This is a genomic window from Acinetobacter brisouioides (assembly GCF_004331075.1).
GTDB lineage: Bacteria > Pseudomonadota > Gammaproteobacteria > Pseudomonadales > Moraxellaceae > Acinetobacter.
In genome coordinates this window covers 1-25,705 of the sequence record NZ_SJNX01000014.1, presented here as the reverse complement: position 1 = coordinate 25,705, position 25,705 = coordinate 1, and the positions used below count along the sequence as shown (strand labels likewise).

Genomic DNA, 25,705 nt, shown 5'->3' with positions numbered 1-25,705 from the left:
AGGTTCAGGATATTGCCGAAGACATTATTATTCCAATGATGACTCACCCGATTCGTGCTGACCGTGATGCAGCAACTTTGGGCTATGCAGGTGTGTATTCATCGTTCTTGCTGTTTGCTAAACGTGCCGAAGCCAAATATGGCGTATCTGCACGTGAAATCCTGCTTGAGTTAGGACGTCGTGGCACGGTCGGTGGTCAGGAAGATATGATCGAAGACTTGGCATTGACCATGTCTAAGGCGAAAGCATTCGCTACTTCAGTTTAAAACTGATGGTGTAAAAAAGTATCTCGCAAGGGGTACTTTTTAGAGAATTTTGATTGAATTCGGGAAGCGTTGAAGAAAATTCTTCCGATTGAGTATTAAAGAGAAATAGTCATGACCACGGTACAAATTCCAGAATATAAAACGGATTCATTTTTTGGTTTAGAAGATAAATGGATTCAAACGGCTGAAGGCGAGTTAACGCATTATCACGAAGTAGGCGAGGGAACACCCGTTCTATTTTTACATGGTTCAGGTACAGGTGTATCTGCAGCGGCAAATTGGTGGCTAAATTTACCTCAAATTGGGGAGCAAGCACGTTGTATCGCCATTGATACCATTGGTTATGGTCAAACGATTGTTGCTCCAGAGACTCAATACGGTATTCGTGCATGGGTTGATCATGCTGTTCGTACCTTAGATGCATTAGGAATTGAAAAAACATGGTTAGTTGGTAATTCTTTAGGGGGCTGGCTGGCTTTTCAAATGGTTTTAGATTACCCAGAGCGTGTACTTGGTATCGTATCTATGGGAACTGGTGGCGCTAAACAAACAGCGGCATTAAAAGCGCATGCAAACCCAGTTTTAACAGAGGAAGGCATTAAAAAAACCTTATCTATGTTTGTGGTCAACAAAGACTTAATTACTGATGAATTAGTCAAAGTGCGATTTGATGCAGCAAAGAATGATTATGCATTTGATCGCTTGATGGATGTTGTGACTGCTCGAGATCGAGATCGTTTTGAATTTCCACTTGATTTTGAAAAAATGAAAGAAATTACTGTTCCTGTGCTGTTAGTTCACGGTGTACAAGATGTCGTAATTCCTGTTTCGCGTACTTGGGATATTTTAAATATCGTACCCAATGCCGATGCACATATTTTCAGTCAATGTGGTCATTGGTCACAAGTTGAAAAAGCCGATGAGTTTAATGTCGTAATTAAAAACTATTTAGCTGCGCATGGTGTTAAATAATTTATTTCGATTGAGCTGAGTCTGAATCTGCACCGTCAAGTATGAACTGGTGCAGATTTAGCGATTATTTATATTCAATGCGGATTCATACAGGATGATCGAAGGTGATTTTTCTAAATTATCTTCTTAAAGGAATAAAATATGCCTGTCAAACTCATATGTGCTTCACATAGCCCTTTAATGGAATTTGCTTCACCACAAAACCATTCACAAGAACAAAAAGTACGAGAAACTTTTGCTCAGTTGGCTGAAGACGTTAAAAGATATAACCCTACTTTGATTATTGCTTTTGGTTCAGACCATTTTAATGGTTTTTTTTATGACCTGATGCCAAGTTTTTGTGTGGGAATTCGAGCGAACGCAGCAGGTGATTGGAATTATGGCCCTGGAAAAATTAATGTGCCTGAAGAAGAAGCATTAAATCTGGTTCGTAGTGTGCTTGATGAAGGTGTTGATGTTGCTTATTCGTATCGTATGCAAGCAGATCATGGGGTAACTCAGCCTTTGCATTTTTTATGTGATGGTCAGCTTGATCGCTACCCGACGATTCCTATTTTTATTAATGGGGCAGCAACTCCAATGCCAACGACTAAACGAGCAATCGCACTCGGTCATGCTGTTGGTAAATTTATTCAATCATTGAATCTTAAAACTGAACGTGTACTGATTTTGGGAACAGGTGGACTTTCACACGATCCACCAACACCGCAAATGGGTTCAGTGCCATTGGACGTAGAAGAGTTTTTAATTTGTGGCCGCAATCCTTCGCCAGAATCGCGTTCTGCACGTCAGTCTAAAATTATTTCAGTAGGGCAGCGATTAGCTGCAGGCGACCAATCAGTTGCTGTTCCACTTAACCCAGAGTGGGATATTGCACTATTAGAAAAATTTAAAAATGCTGATTTTGCCTCACTAGCAGCCATGACTGAAGCCGATATACGTAAAGAAGGTGGGCGTGGTGGTCAAGAAGTTCGTTCTTGGATGGCAGCATTTTCCGCATTTTCGACCTTAGGCGACTATGAGATGAAACTACACTGTTATGAAGCTATTAGTGAGTGGATTGCAGGTTTTGGTATCGTTTCAGCCGAATTAAAAGGTCAATGATCTTTTTAACGGCTAGAAGAAAGCCACTTAAATGCTTTTTTGTTTTAAGTGGCTTTAAAAAATACATCTAAATTTAAGTATAAAAAAAGAACTATTCTTGACACTTCATTTTGATTTTAATTCATTTTTTTTAATGTTATGACTGCTGCATTTTACAATATGAAATGATGTAGGTGATGCGGTCACAATCTCAAAATCATAACTTCGCATAAATGCAGCAATTTACCTTCATTCTTTGACAAAAATATTGATTTGCACTCTTGCTTTCAAGAAAAACTGTTTGTAATATTTAATTCCATAATTTTTTTATGGGATTTTAAAAGGTAAATTTATTTACCTCAAAAATCATACTTAAAAACATTTCAACATAACAATTTACAAGAGAACAGCGATGGAATGGAACGAAAGTTATAATATAGGAATTGATGTAATTGATCATCAACATCGACAGATATTGGATTACATCAATGCCTTAGAACAAATTCTAACCAACGGTCAACGAGATAAAATCAAAGAAATTTTAGATGATTTGATTGATTACACCCAATCCCATTTTAGCTTTGAAGAAAACCTCCTTCAACAAGTCTTCTATCAATATCTGCCGTCTCATAAAGGTATACACGAATTATTTGTTAAACGGTTGAATGAATATCGTCATAGATTTGAACGGGGAGAATCTATCGAAAATGACTTACACCGATTACTTTCAAAGTGGTTGATTAATCATATCCAGCATGATGACCAAGATTATGTGAATTCTGTACGCGAGAACATGTTGCATTATGTACAGTCACAAGAAAAGAAAAAAGGAAAAGGGTGGTTTTCACGATTCTTCAAATAGAAACCATTGATTATTATGCAAGTTACGCTCATACATCTAACTAGCACAGCGGTAAAACCTGTTTGCCGCTGTGTCTTTTATTGCGAATTAATTACAGTAGAATCGTAGGTTTTCTGATCTACTAAATGTTTGGCTGAAATTCGATATTCGATATTCGATATTCGATATTCGATATTCGATAATTTTGGATATAAATCGATATATATGGCAACTAGCTATTACCACAGAAACAGATGATGATGTAGTTGTCATTTTAAAGCTAAAGATCATAGCACATCAATATTTTCAAAAAATGCCATTTCATAACATTTCTAGCGAATACAAAATGAACTGAGCCACTAGTTAGCAACATGTGATTTTAATCATCTTATGCTGGTACTTGAACTCGACGTAATTATAACGAGATAGACAAACTAAAATTATTATTGATCAGGTAGATCATCACATAGCAAAAATGAGATAGCGTAGGATTTCCGCATAATGAATATTATGTTATTTAATGTGCTTCACTGGAGAGATTAAACTTGTCCTGAATCTCTCCAGTGAAGTTGCGACCGCATTAGCTTTGGATAGGTCGCAATCTCTGACATGTTATTTAACATAATCTATATTATACGAAATTGGTGTTTGTACTAAAACCCACTTAAGAATCTATATTTCTATATCTTAAATGCTTAAAAAATCACGTCGTTATTGATTGATATTTTTATCAACCATACATCATCATTTGATGATCCATGATCCATGATCCATGATCCATGATCCATGATCCATGATCCATGATCCATGATCCATGATCCATGAATCCAATGAATCCAATGAATCCAATGAATCCAATGAATCCAATGAATCCAATGAATCCAATGAATCCAATGAATCCAATGAATCCAATGAATCCAATGAATCCAATGAAAAATATTAAAAAAATATTTATATAATTTTTAAAAATATATTAGAATAATTTATGAAAATTCTGGATAAAAAACTTGTGATGTATAGTGCTATGCCACAAAAAATAAAGTTGTATGATATTTGATCTAAAAATAAAAATGATTAAATATTAATCACTTACGCAAAATAGGTGAGGTCTTGATCAAAAAATATCTTTCTAAATAAAAGGCTTAACAGAAGATAAGCTTTCCCCTTATCTTCTGTTTTTGTTCAATTAAGCGACAATTTTATTAAGGTTTTTATGATTGAGCTGTTCTGAAATTTCGAGCAATACAGCTTCAGTTTTATCCCATCCTAAACAGCCATCCGTAACAGATTGACCATAAGTCATGCATGCAGAGATTTTTTGCTGCCCATCCACCAAGTGGCTTTCCAACATCACTCCACGAACTTGCGTTAAAGCACGTTCTTGTACAACCTGCTGTAAAATCTCAGGCTGGCGTAACGGATCTTTACCACTGTTGCCATGACTACAATCCACAATCATTGCTGTCGGTTGTTTTAAGGTTTTTTGGATCGCCTGAATTGACACTGCATCATAATTGGTTGAGGTATTTGAACCTCGTAAAATAATATGTGGTAAAGGATTACCCGAACTTGCTAGAAGTACGGGCGCTCCAGTCTGTCCCATTGCAAAAAACTGATGAGAATGCTGTGAAGACAAAATAGCATCTGTCGCAATTTGTACTGAACCATCTGTACCATTTTTAAAGCCTACTGGATACGGCAAGCTGCTGGCAATTTCGCGATGAATTTGTGATTCTGATGTACGCGCACCAATCGCGCCCCATGCTAAAAGATCATCAAAATAACCTGTCACCATTGGGTTTAAAATCTCACTTGCTAGTGGCAAGCCCAATTGTAAAATTTGTAAGTACAATGCACGAGACTGCTGTAAACCTTCATTCAGATCGGCTTGACCATTTAAATGCGGATCATACAAAAAACCTTTCCAACCCACTGTGGTACGTGGTTTTTCAATATAAGCGCGCATCACAACATAAATCTGTTTATCGACCTGAGTTTGTAATTGTTTGAGTTTTTCTGCGTACTCAAGTACTGCCTGAGGGTCATGAATAGAACATGGTCCTATAATGACCAATAATCGTTTGTCCTGCCCTTTTAAAATTCTTTCAATAATTTGTCGCTGTTGTTGTACCTGTGCAGCAAGTTCTTGTGTGAGCGGTTGTTGCTGCTTCAGTTGTTGCGGAGTTTTCAAAATGCTGTTCATAAAATTTCCTTGGCGTTTAATCCATCAATAAGGGTGTATGTTTTGCTGATCGGTTATATGCAACATAAAGCCAGAATCGAGGTTGAAAATAAGCCACCAAATAAGTTGTAAACATCATCATCATTCTCCAAATTTAAGATATAAAAAAACCTGATTGGTGTTGCCAATCAGGTATAAAATTTTTTGATGGGCAACCTATCTTTTCCGTGCCCAAACGTGTTCGGGCGACTATCTAAAGTGCCAGAAATACGCGTAATAAGTCATACAGATAGGTTGTGGTAACATCAAATTCATCACAAATAAACTATTAATAATTAAAATACGCCTGTTTATTTTATTAAACAAGTATTTTTATAAAATAAATAAACTTTTCTATGAAAATACTTTATTTTCATAAACTAAGGTAGAACACGGCGTAAAGTGACGACACATTTGTCTTGTTTTTCTGATGTACAAAACTGAATGGTATTGGCATTACGCCACTGAACAAAATACTGTGACACCTCTCCTGCCTGATCTTGCTGATGACCTAAGCAATCTTTCTGATTGTTGTCATATTTCACCTGTAAAGCTAAAGCGCCAATTTTGGAGTTTTCAGGCGATGGCTGATATTCATAAATTCCTGTTGACCATTCAGCAGCACTTTTAATAATGACTTGATTGTTACTTTTAAAGTTATAATATTCCACGCATTTTTTGTTATTTGGAATTTCCATTCCCCACAGACCCACAATTTGTGATCGTACAACAATATTAATTGAATTGTCATTTTGAGGGTTTGCTACTGACTGGGCAGACTGAGATGCCGCCATTGCAAATGTTGAGCACATACAAAAAACACTGGAGATGAATAATTGCTTCATAAGTTGTTCTATACCTCTAAGTGATTAGAATAACTTAGCATATCTACTTGAAGGATTTGTATTAATAACTTGTTTATTTAACCTTTTGTTGCAAGAACATCGTCATGCTGACTGTGCCGTGGCAACCAGTACGTCAGTGGTAAAGCCAATAATACCAATATTGCTGCATACACAAAAATATGTTGTCCTGACAATAGCTTCCAGTAATGCCCCGCCAAAATGCTGCCAACAGCAACACCAATACCCCACATGGTGCTATACAATGCCTGACCGCGACCTTGCTGCTCAGCACTAAAATTCTGAAAAATAACTTTCATCGCTATAAGATGAAATAAACCAAAACTAAAAGCGTGAATCGTTTGCGCCAGTAGTTGCACGGTAAAATATGCAGAGCCAACACCAACAATATACCAGCGAATTGAGGTGAGAATTAAACAGAGGATCACTAGTTTTTGCCAAGAAAATCGTTGTAAAAAGATACGCTGTGCATAAGCAAACATCACAATTTCAGCAATAACGCCTGTTGCCCACAACGTCCCGATTTGTGCAGTACTGTAGTGTTGTTCATGCAAATAGTTGCTGTAAAAACTATAAAATGGCGCGAATGAAAACAGCAGAATAAATTCGATGGAGAAAAATGCCAAAACTGTAGGATGGCGAATATTTTGCCAAATAGGCTGTAATTTTTTTTGTGCCTTGGGCGCATTGCTGGGTTCTTGAATAGTAAATGCCCAAATAAATGCAAGAAATGCAATGCTTAATAGAATAATCGGAAGCCAGCGAATAGAAATGAGATCGAGCAGTTCACCAATCAAAAATACGGCAACAATAAATCCAACAGATCCCCATTTTCTGACTCTCCCATACAACTTTGCTTTTTCATCACCTAACCAAAACAAGGTCACACCTTCAAATTGCGCTAAAATTGCATTTTGAAAGAAACTAAAAATGACCATTAAGGCTGCGATTGACTGAAAATTGTTAGGGACAATAAAAATTAAAAACCAGATACATGTCTCAATCCAAGTGGCAATACGAACCAAGAGCATCCGTTTGCCAGATTTATCTGCAATCCAACCCCAAATGAACGGCGCAAAAAAACGCGTTAAAATTGCTATAGACGATAACCAGCCAATTTGTTGAAAGCTAAATCCTTGATGTTGAAGGTATAAGTTCCAATATGGCATAAATGTGCCAACAATCGCATAGTAGAAGAAATAAAAACCACCGAGTTTGCTGCGGATTGGAATACTTAGCATTTTTTTATATTTCTTTTAATTTTCAATGTGTTAAATACTACATAAATTTGCATTGAATTGCCCTTGTTTGTATTTCAACAGTCTACAAATCATGAATTTTTTGTAGACCGCTACAATTTATCGACCTAGAGTCTATATATTAAAGCTTTTAACTTGCAGATAAATCTAAAATCTCTAGTCTCAGTAAATTGGATAAAAATTAAGCATTTATGATAAGTACCAAAAATCAAAATTTGCCCGAAGGCAACATATCTATTCTAAAAAAGTTTCTGCTGAAACATTAAATCGCTCACATAATGCCTTAATCTGACGAAGATTAAACTGGCGTTTCCCATTTAGAATTTCTGAGATTACTGATTGAGTTGCAACCTCTGGTAAATCTGATTGTCCTAAACCATGTTGTTGCATCAAAAAAGCCAGTGCAGTTCGACCATCACCTTTAGGCATAGGTAAGTGTTCATTTTCATAGTCCGAAACGATATCACCCAATTGATGCACTAATCCCATGAGTGGGTGAGTTTCATCATCCCCTACGATATCCAGTAATTCATCAAGTGCTTCAACCAGTGCATTGAAATCATCTTCATTTTCAGGTTTGGTGAGCAATGGTGCAATATAGTGCCAGTGGTCAACCGCCTGTTTGATCATTGCATTCATGTTAGCCCTCCTTCCAATGACCTTTATCATATTCTGTGTGAGATAGAACATGACGGATATAAACTCTTTTTGCTTGATACATCACAACAGCAATCAGTCGTATTTTATTTCCGCCAATGTCAAATACATGGAACTTTCCAACTTTATCAACGGCTGGGAAATAGCGTTTCATTTCAGCAAAATTTTTGGGGTCATTTGCTTTAATGAGACGATACCAGCCATCTAGTGCCGTTTCAGCCTGTGGCCACTTTTGGCTTGCTTTAAGAATTCGAGCATGGGTGATAACGTGCATATTAATTATCGCATTTTGCTATAATAAAAGTATATAGAAATTATCGCATTTTGCAATAAAAAGCTGCCAGAAGGCAGCAACCGAAAGTGAATTTGATTTGAGCTGAGAAAGATGTAGTTCAGATTCAATAATGCGATGGGTGTCAATGAACCGACAGGCATAAACTCAGATGCAATTAAAACTGCACAGCATAAAGACATGACGAGGACAGCATCCCATGCTGGTGCAATTGATGAATCACGACTATACAAAGCATTTTCCAATTCACAAAAAGAAGCTAGTGAGGCAAAAGCTTAACAAGCTGTATGGGGAACTATTAGTCTTAAAAACCTGAATAGATTTATGAGTGAAATGTATAAATAATTATTGTTTTAATGCAAAACAGAAAAACTGCTTGTTGGCTGTATGAACCAAACCTTAATTTCCAGTGGTTAAATTGGATTGTCAAGATTGAGCCATAATCATGATCTTTTTAGGATCTGCGCTTTTTACTATAGTCGTTGCTTGGTTATCCTGCATCACTCCTGAGTGGATCTAACCATAGATCACCACCACCATAACGTACTTGGTAGCCATCATGGTGTGTCCTGTCATGTGACTAATTTATGCCATCCCAAACCAAGAAATTTCATATAAAGATAACCGTTGCCACGCCAGCAAACACATGGCATATGTCTAGTTTAAAATTCAGTACTGGATTATTTCGGTGCTGAGGGTGGCATACAATCCATCATCATTTGCATCATGGATTGCATCATATCCATACGTTTTTCCATCATCTTCTGGCGGTCACTCATATTATAGTTCATGCTCTGGCTATCCATTTGTTTCATCATCATCATGCCTTCTTGCATGAGCTTCATATGCTCAGCCATAAGCATTTGGCGTTCTTTAGGATTTTTTGCAGACATCATTTTCTCATGTATGGCTTGCATCGCTTTCATATGTTGATCCATTGTGCCCATTTTATCGTTCAGCATGACATCAGACTTTTTCTCAACTATTGTCGTAGAGGGAACTGAACTGATTGGATGGTGATCATGATATTCTTCCGAATTCTGAGCCAGTACACTTAATGAAGCTGTTGAGATACAAATTCCAATCATCATTTTTTTGATTTTCATCATACTTTTCCCTAAGAGATATTTATAAATTAAAAACTACTTTTATGCAGAATAATATTGAAAGTGATGTAGCTGCCATATTGATTATTCAACTTTCAATCATCTTTTAGCTTGATTGGAAGCCAGCCATTCTTACTACGATGACAAAGATTTGATTATTATTTAATCACATTCAAAAAGCTTAGCACAATTTATTATTTATTTTTTTGAGTTTTAGAGATACAGCAATTGTTTCTAGGCTGCACTTAAAAATAGTGGAGTTCTGTTAATCTTTTATCCTTTGCCCCTTCATGGTGGCAACTTTGATTTACACTCAACTTTTGAATTCAGCTTGTTGTATCTTGCAAATATATCTGTCCTTGATTTTATTAGAACGCCATTGAATTATCAGAGAGGCGTTCTTTATAATAATTGACGCTTCAATTGAACAATGCATTATGGAAGGTTCAACCCTTAACTCCCCACCAGTCAAACATTGGTGTGAATTTGAATTTATCTCAAAAACTGTGAAAAACCCCAATATTCATATTCGGGGTAACTATAGCTATTACAGTGCTTTTTGGGATAGCGGGTTTGAAAGATGTGTCGTTAGATATTTACACAATAAACCTTCAACATCTACGAATCTGATTGATCAGCTTTATATCGGTAACTTTGTCTGCTTTGGCGCCGAATGTGTCATTATGATGGGTGGTAATCAACTCCATCGGACAGACTGGATTTCAGCATTTCCGTTCGATACTCGCGGTTTTGTACCTACTGGAGATACGGTGATCGGTGATGGCTGCTGGATTGGTAGCCGTGCAATGATTATGCAGGGTGTCAAACTTGGTGAAGGTGCTGTTGTGGCAACAGGCGCTGTAGTGACAAAGGATGTTCCGCCTTATGCTGTTGTTGGTGGTGTTCCTGCACAGATTATGAAGTATCGCTTTTCGCCTGATGCTATACAAAAATTACTATCTGCTAAAATTTATGATTTAGATGAAAAGATCTTTTTAAAAATCAGAGAAAATTTGCAATCTGATGATGTTGATGCACTACTTGATTTTTTAAAAAACCACCCTGCCTAAAAACATGATTACGCCGTTAGAGTCATGTATTGTTTGCTAATGATACATCGCAGCACGGCGTTATTTTAATTGATAAATTAACGCCTAAGCCTATTCAAATTTTATCAATCATTTCAATCAAAATGAAAAGAGGCTTATCAAAGAGCATATTTTCCCAACACCATCAGATCTTTAAAATTTGGGTCTTTCAGGCATTACTCACTTTTATCTCAAGTTTCCCATTATTAAGCGATCCACCGCTCAGGATGGTTGAGCATCAAATACCCATAAAGTATTTAAAAACTCTTGCGTTGACCCCCACGGCGTTTCATGTAGCTCAATATCGTATTCATACAACTTAAAATCAGAGCCTAATCTCTTTTTCATTTTCTCAATACTATAGCGCTCAACGGGTAAACCACTGCACTGGGTTGGTCCATTTTCAGAAAAAGTAGAAATTGCAACAAAACTTTTATTTTTTAATGAATTACGCATTATTTTCAAATATTGTTCTTGCTGCTCTTGGCTCACCATAAAATGAAATACGGCCCGATCATGCCACACATCAAAGAAGTGCTTTGGCAAATTGACCCGACAAACATCTGCTGTAATCCATTTAACAGCAGTTGCATCCAGATTTTTTGCTTTTAGCCGAGTTTGTGTTGTTTTTAATGCTGTTGCAGACAGATCTAGAACAGACAGGTTTTTATATCCCAACTCGAGTAAATGGTCTATGAGTAAAGATGCACCACTACCCACATCAATAATATGTGCATTGGTCGGTAAATGCAGAGATTCCAGTAAGTTGAGTAAATGAAAATCTTTTTCTTGATACCAGCTTACCTGATCAGTTTCTTTAGTTTGATAAACTTTTTCCCAATAATTATCAGTCATCATGATTATCCTGTTCACAAAATTCTCATGAGTTTAATATAATAAGGTTGAAACATATGTATTAGGAGATGCTTGTTTATTCAGCAAACCTGTATTTTTATGTTGATATCAGAGACAGATGGAAGATTCCAGCGTATTGCCGGAATCTGTGAACCGATATTGATTTTCAGGATTTTTGCCGTGTAGCAAACCAGCATAAAATAGATCCAGCACATACCATCGCAGCGCCTTGCCAAAATGCAAGTGATAACGGCGTATGCAAGACCACCGCTGCAAGTGCAGAAGAAAACACAGGAATAAAATACGATGCACCCGCAAGAACGGTGACATTGCCATGCAAGATTCCAACATTCCATGCAGCATAGCCGAACCCCATTGCTGCAGCTGCCAAAACTAAATAGATAATGGCAGACAAACTAAAATGCATCGATTCCGCAGCAAAAATAAAGTATTTCATCCATAACGCACTGGCAGTGAGCATAAAAAATAAGGTCACACCATTTTTACCATTCGCAATCCGCGTGGTTACAGTACAATAACCTGACCAAATCAGCGCTCCAATAAATGCCAATCCGTAACTTAACGGATTATTTTGTATATTGTGCAGCATACTCGACAAATCCAAGCCTTGATCACCACCCAATACCCAGCAAATACCACCAATTGCGATGATAAATCCTGGGATAATCAATAGATTGGATTTTTGATGATTAAACAAAATAGCAGCGACCATGGTGAGTGCAGGCCACAGATAATTGACAATGCCCACTTCTATCGCTTGTCTGTGAGTATTGGCATATCCAATAGATAACGCCAGACACAACTCATAAGACACAAACAGAACACTGCCCCAAATCAGGTAATGCTTGGGAAATTCCCGAATTTTTGGAAAACCAACACTAAGCAATAAAAATACTGAGGCAACGCTATAAATCATGGCGGCACCGCCTGTGGCGCCAAGCGAATCACTAACACTACGAATCAGCCCAATAATCGAGCTCCATAAAAAAACTGCAATTAAACCAATCAGCGTTGCGTTTCTTTTGCTTATCATGATTTAAGTCACTTATAAAATTTCTGAAAAAGGTGGAGAGAAAATAAACTCATAGAGGTTGATCATACATGTGTACAAAACTTGCATAGTATAAGAATGGGTACTAAATCTTTATATATTGAGTGCTTAGCTTGCGTCAATTTTAACTTATTTAAGCTAGATACTTATTTTGAATCATAAAAAAACCACATAGTTGCGAAACTATGTGGTTGAAATTAGAAACTACAGCGTAAGTATTCTTTCTAAAGATAAAATATATAACAAATACACCTTTAATGTCAAACATAAATATGACTGCAGTTTATCAAAATACGATCAACGACTATCAGACTGATGATCTATAGATTGCTGGATACAAGTGATCAGTTGCTGTAATGTCTGTTGTATCCGTTCATTCAGATTAAACGAACAATTAATCCGAATAAAATTTTGTGTCAAACTGCCCAAACGAAATAAGCTACTCGGCGCAATGGCAATTTTATATTCAAGCAATTGTCGATACAGCGACATGCTATCTACATGTTCAGGCAATTTAACCCACAAAAAATAACCACTGGAATAATAATAAATCTCACATTGCGCCGACAAATGCGCTTTTAGAAACTGGTAAAATACCTGTTTATTGTGTTCAAGCTGTAACCGCAGTTGTCGCAAATGTTTTTCATAGTGATGACTGGGTAAAAAATCCACCAAAGCGTGTTGTACCAAGGTACTGGCGGACAATGTACTCATAAGCTGTAAATGCTGAATGGCATTGGAAAATTTACCGACATGAACCCACCCGATTCGAGTCCCCATGCCTATCGTTTTGGAAAATGAAGAACAATGCAACACATAGTTATGCTGATCAAAATACTTCATCGGTAGCGGTTTTTGCGCACCATAATAGAGTTCTTGATAGACATCATCTTCAATCAAATACACCTGATGTTCATGCAGTAATTTGGCAATTTGAAACTTAATTTCATTACTGACAGTAAAGCCAATCGGATTATGTGAATTGAGCATAAGCCAACAGACTTTAATCGGATATTTATTCAATGCAGCTTCAAATGAAGCCAAATCAAAGCCATGCTGCGGATGCTCAGGAATGGTAATTACCTTTAAACCCAGCCGTTCTGCGGCTTGCCATGCACCGTAGAAAATATTTTGCTGGAGTAAAATAAAATCGCCTGCTTGAGTCAGTGCCTGTAAAGAAAGATTGAGTGCCTCCAATGCCCCTGAAGTAATCACAATATCATTGGCATCGGTTGGAATACCTTGCAGACTATAGCGACTCGCAATAATTTTACGCAATTCCAGATTACCTGGAGGCATACTGTCTGAATTTAAATAACTACGTTTACGCTTGGCATGCTGAGCAATAATTTGCATCAACTTGGCGTTATAGAGCAAGTCCGAACAAGGAAATGCCGAACCTAGCGGTACAATCTCTTCATCCTGTGTGGCTTTTAAATAGTTAAAAACCTGAGAGTTAATCTCAATATGTGCATTAAGTTTAGTTTCAGGGTGATGCGCCAACGCCTGTGTCGCCAAATTCCCTGCAATAAAATAACCCGATTTTTCTTTGGAATAGACCAGACCTTGCGCTTCAAGCTCTTGATAGGCGTTTAGTACTGTCATTAAGCTAAAGCCTGAACGTTGGGCTTGTTCACGCAAGGATGGAAGTTTACTGTGGGCTTGCCATGAACCATTTTCAATAAGTGCCCGTATGCTGCGAGCCAGTTGTTCTGATTTATACATAAGTGGTCACGACAAACCCAATGTTGGAAAAATGATATAGGCTTCTTTCATCATGGTTTACACTTTTGAGGAAAAACAAATCGACAAAAGAAGTCTACGCTATTGTTTTTAATGCAAACTGGCTTTGGCAAGTAGCAGCAAACTACGGAACAGCCCCGCAACAACTGCCAAGCTCACAAAGCCGAATAACCATAATACAATAAACCATTGCCATTGTTTAAGTTGCAGTCGTTTAGTCATGATAACCCTCATCACCTCCCCGCACTTTGTCTTTAAACACCCAATAGGCCAAGCCTGTATACACCAAGATAATCGGCAATAAAATACATGCTCCAATCAACGCAAACAATTGACTGCTATACGGTGCAGCCGCCTGCCAAATGGTGACAGATGGCGGAATAATATTCGGCCACAGACTAATCAGAAAGCCGATATAGGCGAGCGTAACCAACGCCAACATATAAATAAATGGCTGTTTTTCCTGTTGATGCTGACAAGCACGATACAGTTGATAACTGACCCAAAGCACCAATACAGGAACTAGACTCAAATAATACAGGTTGGGCAAACTAAACCAGCGTGCTGCAATTTCAGCATGTTGCAATGGTGTATAAATGCTCACACCAAGAAAAATCACCAACAATGCCAATAATAGCTTAGGCATCAGTTGATACATGCGTTGCTGAAGCTCAGCTTCAGTTTTCATGATCAGCCATGCACAGCCAAGCGCTGCGTAGACTAAAACGACCCCAATCCCTGTAAAAACCGAAAAGGGTGTGAGCCAGTCCAAAGAACCTTGTTGTGGGTGAATGCCTTGAATATAAGCACCTAAAATCATACCTTGAAAGAAACTGGCAAGTACCGATCCCCAGATAAATGCCTGATCCCACAGATAACGACTGCGATGCGCCTTAAAGCGAAACTCAAATGCTACACCACGAAAAATTAATGCAATCAGCATAAACATAATGGGTAAATACAGCGCTGAAAGCACCATCGAATACACCAGTGGAAATGCAGCAAATAAACCTGCACCGCCCAAAACCATCCATGTTTCATTGCCATCCCACACAGGAGCAACGGTATTCATCATCACATCACGTTGCTGCTTGTCGGTAACGACTGGAAATAAAATCCCGATGCCCAGATCAAACCCATCCAGAACCACATAGATCCAGACCCCAAGCCCAATAATCCCGACCCAGATTAATGACAAATCCATCATGATTTTTTCTCCTCATCAAGATCTTCGGCATCGACCACACTCATAGGACGCATAGGAGTTTTAAAATGCCCAACACCTGCTGCTTCCTCATGCTGTAGCGTGTGATGCTCTGGCCCTTTACGAATCAGCTTGAACAGGTAATAAAAACCACTACCAAATACCACGCTATACACCACCACAAAAAGCGTCAGACTCAGCCCAACTTGCGGTGCAGACACCTGGTGTGACAGACCATCAATGGTTTTCAGCAAGCCGTAGACCACCCATGGTTGACGCCCAACTTCAGTCGTCACCCAACCTGCCAGTAAGGCAAGATAGCCACTCGCCCCCATAACCATAGCAAAACAAAGAAATCCACGACTGTCATATAAACGCTGGCGATAACGTAGCCACAGTGCCAGTACGGACATCAACACCATCAACATACCCATCGACACCATGACACGGAAACTCCAAAATACCAGTAATGCATTTGGACGTTCATCACGCGGGAAGTCTTTCAGACCAGTCACAGCGCCGTTCATGTCATGAGTTAAAATCAGGCTGCCCAGATACGGCACACCCAGTTCAAAGTGGTTCTTTTCTTGCTGCATATCAGGAACCGCAAATAGCAAAAGTGGCATCGGCGCTTGATGATTGGTTTCCCAATGCCCTTCAATCGCTGCCAATTTGGCAGGTTGATGGTGTAATGTGTTTAAACCGTGCTGATCACCAACGAGAACTTGTAAGCTGGACGTCAATAAAACCATCCAAAGTCCCATTGAAAATGAGGTTTTCACCAAAGCATCGCGCCGTCCTTTGAGCAAATGCCATGCCGATGCACCTGTCACCAGTAAACCCGACACCAAAAATGCGGCAATCCCCATATGTGCAAAGCGATAAGGAAAACTTGGGTTAAAAACAATTGCCCACCAGTCTTTAGGCACTAAAATGCCATGTTCCAAGGCAATCCCTTGCGGCGTTTGCATCCAACTGTTAGATGACAAGATCCAGAACATGGAAATACACGTTCCAATCGCGACCATTAGAGTGGCAAAGAAGTGAGCTTTTTCACCAACTCGCCCCCAGCCAAACATCATGATGCCTAAAAAGCCTGCTTCGAGGAAAAAGGCACTCAGCACCTCATAAGTCAGTAATGGGCCAGTCACACTGCCCGCAATTCGTGAAAACTCACTCCAGTTGGTTCCAAACTGATACGCCATGACAATGCCAGAGACCACGCCCATGGCAAATGCCACCGCGAAAATTTTCAACCAGTATTTAAACAAGTCCTGATACAACGGGTTACCGCTACGCAGCCATTTCCATTCTAGAACAGCCAGAAAACAGGCTAAACCAATCGAAGTGGCAGGAAAAATAATATGAAAAGAAACAGTAAAGGCAAACTGCATTCTTGCCAAAGCAAAAGCACTCAGACCAAAATCCATAATCACTCTCTACTTCACGAAGGCGTTTAATACATTGCAAAGATTCATAACAGATGCTCTGTAAATGATGACTTTGTTATGATGCAGAGCGCTCTGTTGAATTGTTAGATACAAAATGAAGTAGAAAAACTATAACAGTTTCATAAAAAAATCGGCGGATTGTTGACTCTAAGCCCTCAATAAATCAGGAGTTAGCTAATTTAGGCAGTATCTAGTCTAAAATAATGGCTCATCTGTTATAGTTTTTTAGAACAGATTTGTATCTACTCAAAATGCAGAATTTTTCTCAAAATAGCCTTAAAAGTTCTATTGAGGAATCACCACATGAACAACGATGAAAACAAAAAACCAGTACAAAAGTACGCTGACAGCAGCATCTCCGACAAAGCCTTTAAAAACTTATTGTTTTGGTTTGCGCTATATACCGTACTGTTTTGTGTTGGTGTAATCTTCGCCGTTGGTGCGGATATGAAATAATGACCCAGTGCCCACGAGAACCGCTCATGTTTATCACGCCTGAATTACAACATTTGCCTACCATTTTTAAGCTACAGGGCTTTTCCGAGGCGGTGCAGCATCGCCTGAGTCTTGAATACATGAATCTGGAAGGCGCAATCCTTCGGGCAAAAGTAGTACGGGCATTTGGACGGCAAAATCTGCATTATCTACTTCAAGATGCAGTACAGGAACAGGACGTCAACTTGGGGTATGTGTTTAGCCCATTTATTTTTGCCAATCTGAATAAGCCTTGTATCTACAGCACACTTAACACTCCCATGATTGAAAATATTTTGGGTCGTTTTGGGCAAGTTAACTATAAGGTCAAGGCAGACTACGCACTCGATGCCATGCACATGTATTTAGATATTAGAGAATCTTCCTACTCTAATATGGAAATGTTGCAACTTGGCTTGCTGCGCGCGTTGTGCCGCCCTGACCTCAAGCATGTTTTTCTCATTACCGATACTACGCAGTTAAATACTCAGGCAATTGCTGAAGTTGAACTGTTTCTCAAAATCCATATCCACCCGATTCACAAGCAGCAACAAGCAGAATGGGTAGTTCCTGTGGCAAGCGAAATTAAACTGAAAAAATTGCTATTTAAACATAAAGATCCGCAATATATGGCGTTATGTGAATACTTTTCTCAGCAAAATGCCGAATTACTCAAACAATGTGACAGTTTAAAGCTGGAACAAAATACCCGTTTAATTGAAGACATGTTCTACAGTGAACACATCTTCGAAAAAATGTCGGTCTATAGTGAGTATATTCAAACCCTTTCACAAAATGCACTGCATGGCTGAGTATTTTGCTCAGTCATTCGTATGTTTTTGCTGTGCAACTGTATCTGGTGTTTTGACTGCAAACTGTTGTAGCAAGTGCTGTAACTGCTCAGAAAACTGCTGTTGCAAATAGAGTTCTGACTGCGTTTGTTTAAGCTTTCCTTGGGTTTGCTCAAGCTGCTGCTGTAATGACTGGTGTATATGTTCAGCTTGCTCTAACGTATCTTGCTGCTGTTGAAATTGCTGCTTCAGCATTGAAAATGTTTGTGTCTGTTGTACATATTCTTGTTTTAAATCAGTCAGTTCATCTTGCTGTTGTTGATTCTGTTGCTGCAATTGCTGAACTTGACTGTACTGCTGTTCTAGATATACAGCCTGTTTGGTGTGTTCCGTGTGCAACACAGACAGTTCATTGTTTTTGATCACAATGGTTTGCTGTAACTGCTGAATTTCAGTTTGTAGTTGTTGCATAGCCTGATCATGGCGGCGCAAATCTTGCTGACGCTGTTCCTTGACTGACTCTCGGTAATGCTCCAATGCTTGTTGAGCATGCTGAAACTTATCTTCTAATGCCAAACGGTGCTGTTCATTTTGTTCTAATAGCGTATTTAAATCTATTGTTTGTTGTTCCAACCGATGCCGAAATATGGTTTCTTGCTGCAAGTTCTGTTGAAGCTGTTGCTGTGTCTGCGTCAATTCATCTACATGTGTATTTTTCTGATCAAGTTCTGCCAGAGCTGTTGCCAGTTGCGTATTTAAATGCTGTATCTGTTGCTGCTGCTCAGTCTCACGTTCCTGCATTTCTCTTTGAAAAACATCAATTTTTTCTTGTGCTTCCTGATGCAACTGCTCTGAAAGTCGCTGTACCAAATTTTGCAGCGTTTCACTGATTGATGGTTGTGCAATCACATCCCCATCTTCTTCCTCAAGCTCTTTTAAGTACTTATGAATCGTGCTTTTTGAGCCTGTATTGCCGAGTTCAATCCGTACAGCATCCACCGATGGATATTTTTCTTGTGCTAACAACGTATCACGGGCTTTCTTGACTTGCTGCTTACTAAGACCTGTACGAGACATACTGCACCTTAATATCATAATGTATTATGTAATACATAATAACATAATAAAAATAAACACCATTATTTAAATTTAATTTGATATTAAAAGCAGGATAATTAAAGATTATCCTGTGTTATAGTGATTTGGGCAAAATCAGGTAAATCTGGCATTACACTTCGGTATGCAAGCGATATTGGAGCTAAAAACGTAAAATGAATCGTCTGGATCAGTATTTACAGGCTGCAACACGGGAAAATACCCGAAAAAGCTACGCTTCCGCGCTTAGACACTACGAGGTGGAATGGCAAGGTTTATTGCCTGCGACTGCGGACAATATTGCTCAGTATTTGGCAGATCATGCTGAAACTTTATCAATTAACACATTAAAACAAAGACTTGCTGCACTTTCACAGTGGCATGTTGATCAAGGTTTTCCTGACCCAACCAAAGCTCCGTTAGTGAAGCAGGTCTTTCGCGGCATCAAAGCCGTGCATCCTGCTCAGGAAAAACAGGCAAAACCTTTACAAATTTTAGAGCTTGAACAGGTGGTGAATTATCTGGATCGAGAAATTGGCGTGCAGCAAATACAGGGGAATTTTGCACAAGAAATGCGCTTAAAACGTGATAAATCTTTATTATTGTTGGGTTTCTGGCGCGGTTTTCGGGGTGATGAACTCACACGCTTGCAGGTTGAGAATATTCGGGTTATCCCGCAAGAAAGTATGCAATGTTTCTTGCCTTATAGTAAAACTGACCGACAGTTTCAGGGACAAACCTTTCAAGTCCCTGCTTTAGCGAAACTTTGTCCTGTGCAGGCTTATACTGACTGGATTGAGATTAGCGGCTTAACTGAAGGTTTTGTTTATCGTGGCATTCATCGTTATGGCAAGTTGGCAGATCAAGGCTTGCATATCGACAGTTTATTGCCACTGCTACGCAAAATTTTTACACAAGCACAGATTGCAATGCCTGAAAGTTATAGCACCCACTCATTACGCCGTGGTTTTGCCAACTGGGCAAGTCAAAGCGGCTGGGATGTCAAAACACTGATGCAGTATGTGGGCTGGAAAAATGTTAACTCGGCATTACGTTATGTTGAAGCAGCCAATCCTTTTCAAGGTTTTTCGAAGAATTGGCTGGAAAATAAAAATAACCCCTAATTTACGCCATCGGTCTTAAAGTCAGGATTTGTTCACTGCGTCCAAAAGGCCCTTGTTCATCATGTAAAATGGAACTGGTCAGCCCGATACCATCTTCGCCGTACTGCTGTACTGTTTCCAACCCTAACCAGCGCCCATGTGGAAAACGATGCAAATGAATTTGCAAGTCCAAATTGGCAAATGACCAAGTAAATTGCTCTTTTTGTCGAGGCACAATCCCGTTGGCGGTATCAACCAACCCCATTAAATGTACAAAATCACTGGTCGGTTGATCTTGCACCATATCTATATGTGTATTTAACCAAACAATACCTTTGCCTGCACGGGTCAGCGAAGCATGCGTTCTGACTTCTACACTTTCAATAAACCCGCCTGGCCACAATTTGAGTCGTTCTTCAGGTAGGCTATGCTCAGGCAATGAAATGCTGTCATCTTCAAAGCCTGCAATCGCATGTGTATCTATGGTTTGCATACGCCAAGCTCTCGCTACAATACAGGTTTTGCCTTGTGCTTGCATTTGGGCTTCAATCAGCTCAATGGTTTTTCCTGCACGAATCACTTGAGTCTGAATCACAAATTCGCCTGCAGCAATTAAACCAAAAATGTCGAGACTAATCCTACCTATACGCATGTTTTCACGTGGAAAAAACTGTTCTAGCTCAGCACATAAAATCCCTGTTGCAGGTGCCATATGCTGTTCATGACTATTCCATGCACCCTGTGCATGAATTGTTGAACAGTAATATGCGGTCGTCACTTGCTTCTCTGTGTCTTGATGGCGCTGTAACAGTTGATAATACGCAGTCATAAAAAATCCCTATTTTTGTTTATTATTCTCATGAATTGTATGTTGCTATGCCACAAAAACCAAGTCACGGAAATGGTCAAGCCAGTTCATCATTTAAGGTATAAGCTGAACAAATTACACCGAAGAAATGCTCATCTGCCAATATATACATTAGATATAAAACTCTCTACAATCAGCGTAATAAACCGCCAAATTGGCTTAGTGCGTAATTAGTGTCTGGCTCACATGAATAAATCTTCTTATTTACAACCGATTTGTCGGGTTTTCACAGTCTTAGCAATTTCTACAGGTTTGGTCGCTTGTGGTGACAATTCACTTTTTTCTAAAGATGATGAAAAAATTCTTCAAGAAAAACAGATCAAACGTCTGATTCCCCCTCGTGTGAGTAATCGTGAGTCTTGGGCGAAAGATATGAATGACATTATGGATGAACTCAAGATTGAAAAGTCCAAACAGAATGTCTGTAGTATCGTGGCAATTGTCGATCAGGAATCAAGTTTTGTTGCCAGCCCTCGCGTACCTGGGCTTGGGAAAAAAGCGGTAGCTGAAGTCAATACGCGTCTGCAAGAAAAATTTACCGACAAGCTAGGGGAAACGCTGGGAACTCCTATTGCGGGCTATTTTGAAAAAGTACTCAAAACCCAACCTACACCTGAAAACAGTTACTTGAAGCAAATGGCAAAAGTCAAAACTGAACAGGATGTCGATGTACTGTATCGCCAGATTTTTGACTATATGTCGAAACATTATCATGTCAGTGCATTAACAGGCGCCGCCAAACTGGTTGGTCAGGACATTGGCGAACGCATGAACCCCATTACCACTTTGGGTTCTATGCAGGTTTTGGTACGTTATGCTCAAGACCATCAGCGTGACCGCATGAATGTCAATGAACTCCGCGATTATTTGTATACACAATATGGCGGCATGTACTACGGTATTCACCGTCTAATGATGTACAAAGCTGACTATGACAAACCAATTTATCGTTTTGCAGACTATAACTCGGGTATGTATTCAAGCCGTAATGCATCTGTCCAAAAGGCACTGAATACATTAACCGATTCAGAGTTGTCTTTAGATGGCGACTTGCTGCTGTATGATAAAAACGAAAATGTACAATCTGCCCAAAGTTCAACCGAATTGGCAATTAGCAAGCTGTTTGCACAAAATGGTGTGATTATTACAGCGCGTCAGCTACGTAGTGACTTGAAGGAAGAAAAAACTCAGAATTTTGAAAAAACCCAGACTTATTTAACCATTGCCAAGCTCTACCAACAAAAGACTGAAAAAGAAATGCCGTACGCAGTGATGCCGCAAGTGGTGATTTCTGGGCCAAAACTAAGCCGTGATTACAATACCAACTGGTATGCCAGCCGTGTGAATGGACGCTACGAAACATGTATGCATCGCGCCAAACGCCTGAAAGAATCTTGATCGAGCCGAGGAAAACCCTCGCCCTATTTGATTTTGATGGTACGCTTTGCCTGAGCGACAGCTTCACGCAATTTATTTTCTATACCTTGTCGAAAAGACACATTATTCGGCAAGGTATCAAAATCTTGCCGTGGATTCAGGGCTATTATCTGAAGTTGTACCCTGCACATGCGATGCGTACCAAGCTTTATAGCCAAATGTTCAGCCAACAGAATCTACAAGAAATCGAAAGCTTGGCATGGCAATATAGCCGCGAGCTATTAGAACATCTAAATCCTGTCATTTTGGCACAGCTTAAGCAACATCAGGATTTTGGCCATGAGGTGGCAATTGTTTCCGCATCTTTAGATTTGTACTTACAACCGATTGCCCAGCATCTAAATGTGAGACTGATTTGTACTGAAACGGAAAAACAGCAGAATATTTTGACAGGGCAATATGCAAGCCCAGATTGTAGTGGTGAACAAAAAAAATTAAGAATTTTAGATCATTATAATATTGAAAATTATGCGCAAATCTATGCATATGGCAATAGTCATGAAGATGAACAAATGTTGAGTCTGGCAGATTATCCTTTTATGGTTGGCAAAGATCAGCGTCTACCTCACATTCCCTCCGAAGCGCATTAAACATCAACAGGCACTCAACTGGAGTACCTGTTCGCTTGATCAAATTATGCAACTTTTGGGAAAAATACACTTGCACCATGACTTACACTTTGCATAGCATGTGGATGAAAGTTAAGCGTTAAAATATGATTGTCGAGATGAATACTATAATCATGAATCAAAGTCGCAATGCCATGTTGAGTATCAATTAAATACTCATCGACAATATTTAAGATGCCTTCCAAATTGATTGTGCTTGAAGCACGGTCTTGACCGAACAAGTCATAAATCGCCTGTAGGTGGAAGGTTGCTTCCTGTTCCATAGGATGCTGTTTGATGTACTTTTCCAAGAACAACACCATTTTGTGTGCAAAGAAAAAATAATCGGGTTTGTGTAAATATTCCATGTTCATCATCTTCGTCTCCTGAAATCATTTTCAGACTATTTTGATCAAGTTTCCTTGTTGGTTTAAATTAAGAATATCACCTTAAAAAAATCTTAAAATATCTATTTTGTTTACATTTATTATCGTATTATGAAAAAACATTAATTTTTATAAATTTACAATATTCACCAACAACTGCAAAGCAAACTACTGAATTCACACAGCAATTACTGTCAAAAAAATGCCCATTTCTGACATTCTTCCTATGCTCTATCAAAAAATCATAATCTAAAACCAAGATGAAAATATGTAGAAAAACTGCTATTTTCCCTCCACCCTATTTAAAAATAAAATAACCCAATCATTCACAGGAACAATTGGGTTTTGGGCACAGCATATATTCCTGTTTGTTCTATACAATAAAACCTTTTAAGCATTCATTAAAGCGTTCGGGCTGTTCAATATTGGAAATATGCGAGGCTGCAATCTCGGCGAGTGTTGCGCCGTGAATTTGCTGTTGCATAAATTGCCCATCTGCAACAGTAGTCACAGGGTCGGCAGAACCTGCAATCACCAGTACAGGGATTTGGATTTTTGCAATTTCATCCCGTAAATCGGTATGAGCCAAAGCTTCACAGCACTGTGCATAACCTTCAGCGCTACCAGCAGCCAAATTCTCACTTAAAGTTTTAATCAAAGCAGAATTCTTTTCGATAAAAGCTTCGGTAAACCAGCGAGATGCGGCGGTTGCTGCAATCGGTTGTAAGCCTTGTGTACGTACCAATGCCGCACGCTCTTGCCAAGCTTGCGCTTGTCCGATTTTTGCTGCGGTATTACACACCACCACTTTTTTAAAGCGTTCTGGAAAATAGCGAGCCAACCACTGACTTGTTAGACCACCCATTGAAATACCACAGAAATACGCCGTCTGAATATTGAGGTGATCCAGTAAATCAATCACATCTTGTGCCAGTTCCGCACAGCCAAAAGACTGTGTCGCCGTTGAAGATGCACCGTGTCCACGTGTATCGTAAGCAATCACAAAAAAATCTTTCTGAAAAAATTCAATTTGTGGTTGCCACATGCTCAGGTTGGTTCCAAGCGAATTGGAAAATAATAAAGCAGGATGCTTCGGGTCACCAAAAGTTTGATAATTCAGTGTAATTTGCTGTGGAGTCACAAAACTTGGCATTGGCTTATCCCTCTACGCGCTCAATAATCAAAGCAATACCCTGACCAACACCGATACACATTGAACATAACGCGTACTTGCCGCCTGTCTGCTCAAGCTGGTTCAGTGCTGTAGTCACCAGACGCGCACCTGAAGCACCCAGTGGATGACCCAGTGCAATCGCACCTCCGTTTGGATTGACCCGTGCATCATCATCTGCCAGCCCCAAATCACGGGTACACGCCAAAGCCTGTGCAGCAAAGGCTTCGTTCAGTTCAATCACATCCATCTGCGCTAAAGTCAGGTTGGCTTGTTTCAGTAATTTCTTGATCGCAGGCGCAGGTGCAAAGCCCATGATGCGTGGTTCAACACCCACGGTGGTTGCCGCAATAATTTTGGCACGGGCTTTCAGTTCGTATTTTGTGATGGCTTCATCTGACGCAATCAGCAATGCGGCTGCACCATCGTTAATGCCTGAAGCATTGCCAGCAGTCACTGTACCTTCGGCGTTGATCACAGGTTTGAGTTTGGTCAAGGTTTCCAGCGTGGTTGCACGTGGATGTTCATCGGTATCAATCACGATGGCATCACCTTTGCGCTGTGGAATCGTCACAGGCACGATTTCGTTGGCAAAGTAACCTTTGGCTTGTGCTGCCGCAGTGCGTTGCTGGCTGGTTAAAGCAAACTTGTCCTGATCTTCACGGCTAATGTGGAACTGTGCCGCCACGTTCTCTGCAGTTTGTGGCATGGTGTCCACGCCATACATTTCTTTGAGTTTCGGATTGATAAAACGCCAGCCCATGGTGGTATCTTCAATCTTTTGGGTACGTCCGTAAGC

General features: G+C 39.5%; 26 protein-coding genes and 2 pseudogenes. 10 read left to right on the top strand and 18 right to left on the bottom strand.

Annotation, left to right across the window (positions count from 1 at the left end):
- From E0H77_RS13540 to E0H77_RS13525, 4 genes and pseudogenes are all read left to right on the top strand, one after another.
- A pseudogene (locus E0H77_RS13540) lies at positions 1-266 on the top strand (4-hydroxy-2-oxovalerate aldolase); the annotation flags it as partial.
- Between the two features lie 111 nt (positions 267-377).
- Positions 378-1,238 carry an alpha/beta fold hydrolase gene (locus E0H77_RS13535; RefSeq protein WP_131378770.1) on the top strand — a complete coding sequence of 287 codons (861 nt, stop codon included), beginning with the start codon at positions 378-380 and terminating at the stop codon, positions 1,236-1,238.
- Between the two features lie 141 nt (positions 1,239-1,379).
- Positions 1,380-2,342, top strand: a complete 963-nt coding sequence (locus E0H77_RS13530) for a 3-carboxyethylcatechol 2,3-dioxygenase (protein ID WP_131378768.1) — start codon at positions 1,380-1,382, stop codon at positions 2,340-2,342.
- Positions 2,343-2,733: 391 nt separating this feature from the next.
- Positions 2,734-3,183 (top strand): bacteriohemerythrin, encoded by a 450-nt coding sequence (locus E0H77_RS13525; protein ID WP_131378766.1) that lies wholly within the window; start codon positions 2,734-2,736, stop codon positions 3,181-3,183.
- 1,165 nt (positions 3,184-4,348) lie between these two features.
- Here E0H77_RS13525 and E0H77_RS13515 read toward each other — a convergent pair.
- The 7 genes and pseudogenes from E0H77_RS13515 to E0H77_RS13485 form a co-directional block, all read right to left on the bottom strand.
- Complete coding sequence (locus E0H77_RS13515; RefSeq protein WP_131378764.1) at positions 4,349-5,365, bottom strand: 3-deoxy-7-phosphoheptulonate synthase; 1,017 nt, start codon at positions 5,363-5,365, stop codon at positions 4,349-4,351.
- 398 nt (positions 5,366-5,763) lie between these two features.
- Positions 5,764-6,228, bottom strand: a complete 465-nt coding sequence (locus E0H77_RS13510; protein ID WP_171478357.1) for a hypothetical protein — start codon at positions 6,226-6,228, stop codon at positions 5,764-5,766.
- A 77-nt stretch (positions 6,229-6,305) separates the two neighbouring features.
- Positions 6,306-7,487, bottom strand: a complete 1,182-nt coding sequence (locus E0H77_RS13505) for an MFS transporter (protein ID WP_131378760.1) — start codon at positions 7,485-7,487, stop codon at positions 6,306-6,308.
- Positions 7,488-7,739: 252 nt separating this feature from the next.
- A complete protein-coding gene (locus tag E0H77_RS13500) occupies positions 7,740-8,144 on the bottom strand; it encodes a helix-turn-helix domain-containing protein (RefSeq protein WP_131378758.1) in 405 nt (134 codons plus the stop codon).
- 1 nt (position 8,145) lies between these two features.
- The gene (locus tag E0H77_RS13495; protein ID WP_131378756.1) at positions 8,146-8,436 is read right to left on the bottom strand and encodes a type II toxin-antitoxin system HigB family toxin; all 291 of its coding nucleotides are present in this window, start codon (positions 8,434-8,436) and stop codon (positions 8,146-8,148) included.
- Positions 8,437-8,560: 124 nt separating this feature from the next.
- Positions 8,561-8,699 (bottom strand): annotated as a pseudogene (locus E0H77_RS13860) (MFS transporter); the annotation flags it as partial.
- Between the two features lie 435 nt (positions 8,700-9,134).
- A complete protein-coding gene (locus E0H77_RS13485) occupies positions 9,135-9,563 on the bottom strand; it encodes a hypothetical protein (protein WP_131378754.1) in 429 nt (142 codons plus the stop codon).
- Positions 9,564-9,997: 434 nt separating this feature from the next.
- Here E0H77_RS13485 and E0H77_RS13480 point away from each other — a divergent pair, with 434 nt between their 5' ends.
- A complete protein-coding gene (locus E0H77_RS13480) occupies positions 9,998-10,630 on the top strand; it encodes a CatB-related O-acetyltransferase (RefSeq protein ID WP_131378752.1) in 633 nt (210 codons plus the stop codon).
- A gap of 240 nt (positions 10,631-10,870) precedes the next feature.
- Here the strand turns inward: E0H77_RS13480 and E0H77_RS13475 are convergent, their stop codons facing one another.
- The 6 genes from E0H77_RS13475 to E0H77_RS13455 form a co-directional block, all read right to left on the bottom strand.
- Positions 10,871-11,503: a class I SAM-dependent methyltransferase gene (locus E0H77_RS13475; protein ID WP_131378750.1), complete on the bottom strand. Its 633-nt coding sequence runs from the start codon at positions 11,501-11,503 to the stop codon at positions 10,871-10,873.
- A 166-nt stretch (positions 11,504-11,669) separates the two neighbouring features.
- Entirely contained in the window at positions 11,670-12,557 is an 888-nt protein-coding gene (gene yddG / locus E0H77_RS13470; RefSeq protein ID WP_131378748.1) for an aromatic amino acid DMT transporter YddG, read from the bottom strand.
- A 315-nt stretch (positions 12,558-12,872) separates the two neighbouring features.
- Complete coding sequence (locus E0H77_RS13465) at positions 12,873-14,300, bottom strand: aminotransferase-like domain-containing protein (RefSeq protein ID WP_131378746.1); 1,428 nt, start codon at positions 14,298-14,300, stop codon at positions 12,873-12,875.
- Between the two features lie 108 nt (positions 14,301-14,408).
- Positions 14,409-14,540 carry a hypothetical protein gene (locus tag E0H77_RS14005; RefSeq protein WP_265937320.1) on the bottom strand — a complete coding sequence of 44 codons (132 nt, stop codon included), beginning with the start codon at positions 14,538-14,540 and terminating at the stop codon, positions 14,409-14,411.
- Complete coding sequence (cydB, locus tag E0H77_RS13460; RefSeq protein ID WP_131378744.1) at positions 14,533-15,525, bottom strand: cytochrome d ubiquinol oxidase subunit II; 993 nt, start codon at positions 15,523-15,525, stop codon at positions 14,533-14,535. Before cydB ends, E0H77_RS14005 begins: the two co-directional genes overlap by 8 nt.
- Positions 15,522-16,952: a cytochrome ubiquinol oxidase subunit I gene (locus E0H77_RS13455; protein WP_131378742.1), complete on the bottom strand. Its 1,431-nt coding sequence runs from the start codon at positions 16,950-16,952 to the stop codon at positions 15,522-15,524. Before E0H77_RS13455 ends, cydB begins: the two co-directional genes overlap by 4 nt.
- 324 nt (positions 16,953-17,276) lie before the next feature.
- Between E0H77_RS13455 and E0H77_RS13800 the strand changes: the two genes are divergently transcribed.
- Both E0H77_RS13800 and E0H77_RS13450 read left to right on the top strand, forming a co-directional pair.
- Positions 17,277-17,429 (top strand): hypothetical protein, encoded by a 153-nt coding sequence (locus E0H77_RS13800; RefSeq protein ID WP_165491535.1) that lies wholly within the window; start codon positions 17,277-17,279, stop codon positions 17,427-17,429.
- Positions 17,429-18,259: a hypothetical protein gene (locus tag E0H77_RS13450; RefSeq protein WP_131378740.1), complete on the top strand. Its 831-nt coding sequence runs from the start codon at positions 17,429-17,431 to the stop codon at positions 18,257-18,259. Before E0H77_RS13800 ends, E0H77_RS13450 begins: the two co-directional genes overlap by 1 nt.
- A 9-nt stretch (positions 18,260-18,268) precedes the next feature.
- Here E0H77_RS13450 and E0H77_RS13445 read toward each other — a convergent pair whose 3' ends face one another.
- Positions 18,269-19,315, bottom strand: a complete 1,047-nt coding sequence (locus E0H77_RS13445; RefSeq protein ID WP_131378738.1) for a DNA-binding protein — start codon at positions 19,313-19,315, stop codon at positions 18,269-18,271.
- A gap of 194 nt (positions 19,316-19,509) precedes the next feature.
- Between E0H77_RS13445 and E0H77_RS13440 the strand changes: the two genes are divergently transcribed.
- Positions 19,510-20,457, top strand: a complete 948-nt coding sequence (locus E0H77_RS13440) for a site-specific integrase (RefSeq protein ID WP_131378736.1) — start codon at positions 19,510-19,512, stop codon at positions 20,455-20,457.
- A gap of 1 nt (position 20,458) precedes the next feature.
- On the opposite strand, the gene E0H77_RS13435 is transcribed toward E0H77_RS13440, so the two are convergent.
- On the bottom strand, positions 20,459-21,265 hold the full coding sequence (locus tag E0H77_RS13435; RefSeq protein WP_131378734.1) for a thioesterase family protein: 807 nt from the start codon (positions 21,263-21,265) through the stop codon (positions 20,459-20,461).
- A gap of 225 nt (positions 21,266-21,490) precedes the next feature.
- Between E0H77_RS13435 and E0H77_RS13430 the strand changes: the two genes are divergently transcribed.
- Together E0H77_RS13430 and E0H77_RS13425 are read left to right on the top strand one after the other, a co-directional pair.
- Positions 21,491-22,702, top strand: a complete 1,212-nt coding sequence (locus E0H77_RS13430; protein ID WP_131378732.1) for a DUF1615 domain-containing protein — start codon at positions 21,491-21,493, stop codon at positions 22,700-22,702.
- Positions 22,666-23,331: an HAD family hydrolase gene (locus tag E0H77_RS13425; protein ID WP_131378730.1), complete on the top strand. Its 666-nt coding sequence runs from the start codon at positions 22,666-22,668 to the stop codon at positions 23,329-23,331. Before E0H77_RS13430 ends, E0H77_RS13425 begins: the two co-directional genes overlap by 37 nt.
- A 44-nt stretch (positions 23,332-23,375) precedes the next feature.
- On the opposite strand, the gene E0H77_RS13420 is transcribed toward E0H77_RS13425, so the two are convergent.
- The 3 genes from E0H77_RS13420 to E0H77_RS13410 form a co-directional block, all read right to left on the bottom strand.
- Positions 23,376-23,723 (bottom strand): hypothetical protein, encoded by a 348-nt coding sequence (locus tag E0H77_RS13420; protein ID WP_131378772.1) that lies wholly within the window; start codon positions 23,721-23,723, stop codon positions 23,376-23,378.
- 385 nt (positions 23,724-24,108) lie between these two features.
- Complete coding sequence (gene pcaD, locus E0H77_RS13415) at positions 24,109-24,888, bottom strand: 3-oxoadipate enol-lactonase (protein WP_131378728.1); 780 nt, start codon at positions 24,886-24,888, stop codon at positions 24,109-24,111.
- 4 nt (positions 24,889-24,892) lie between these two features.
- Positions 24,893-25,705 (bottom strand): acetyl-CoA C-acyltransferase (locus E0H77_RS13410; RefSeq protein WP_131378726.1); only part of this gene is annotated, 813 nt, incomplete at its 5' end.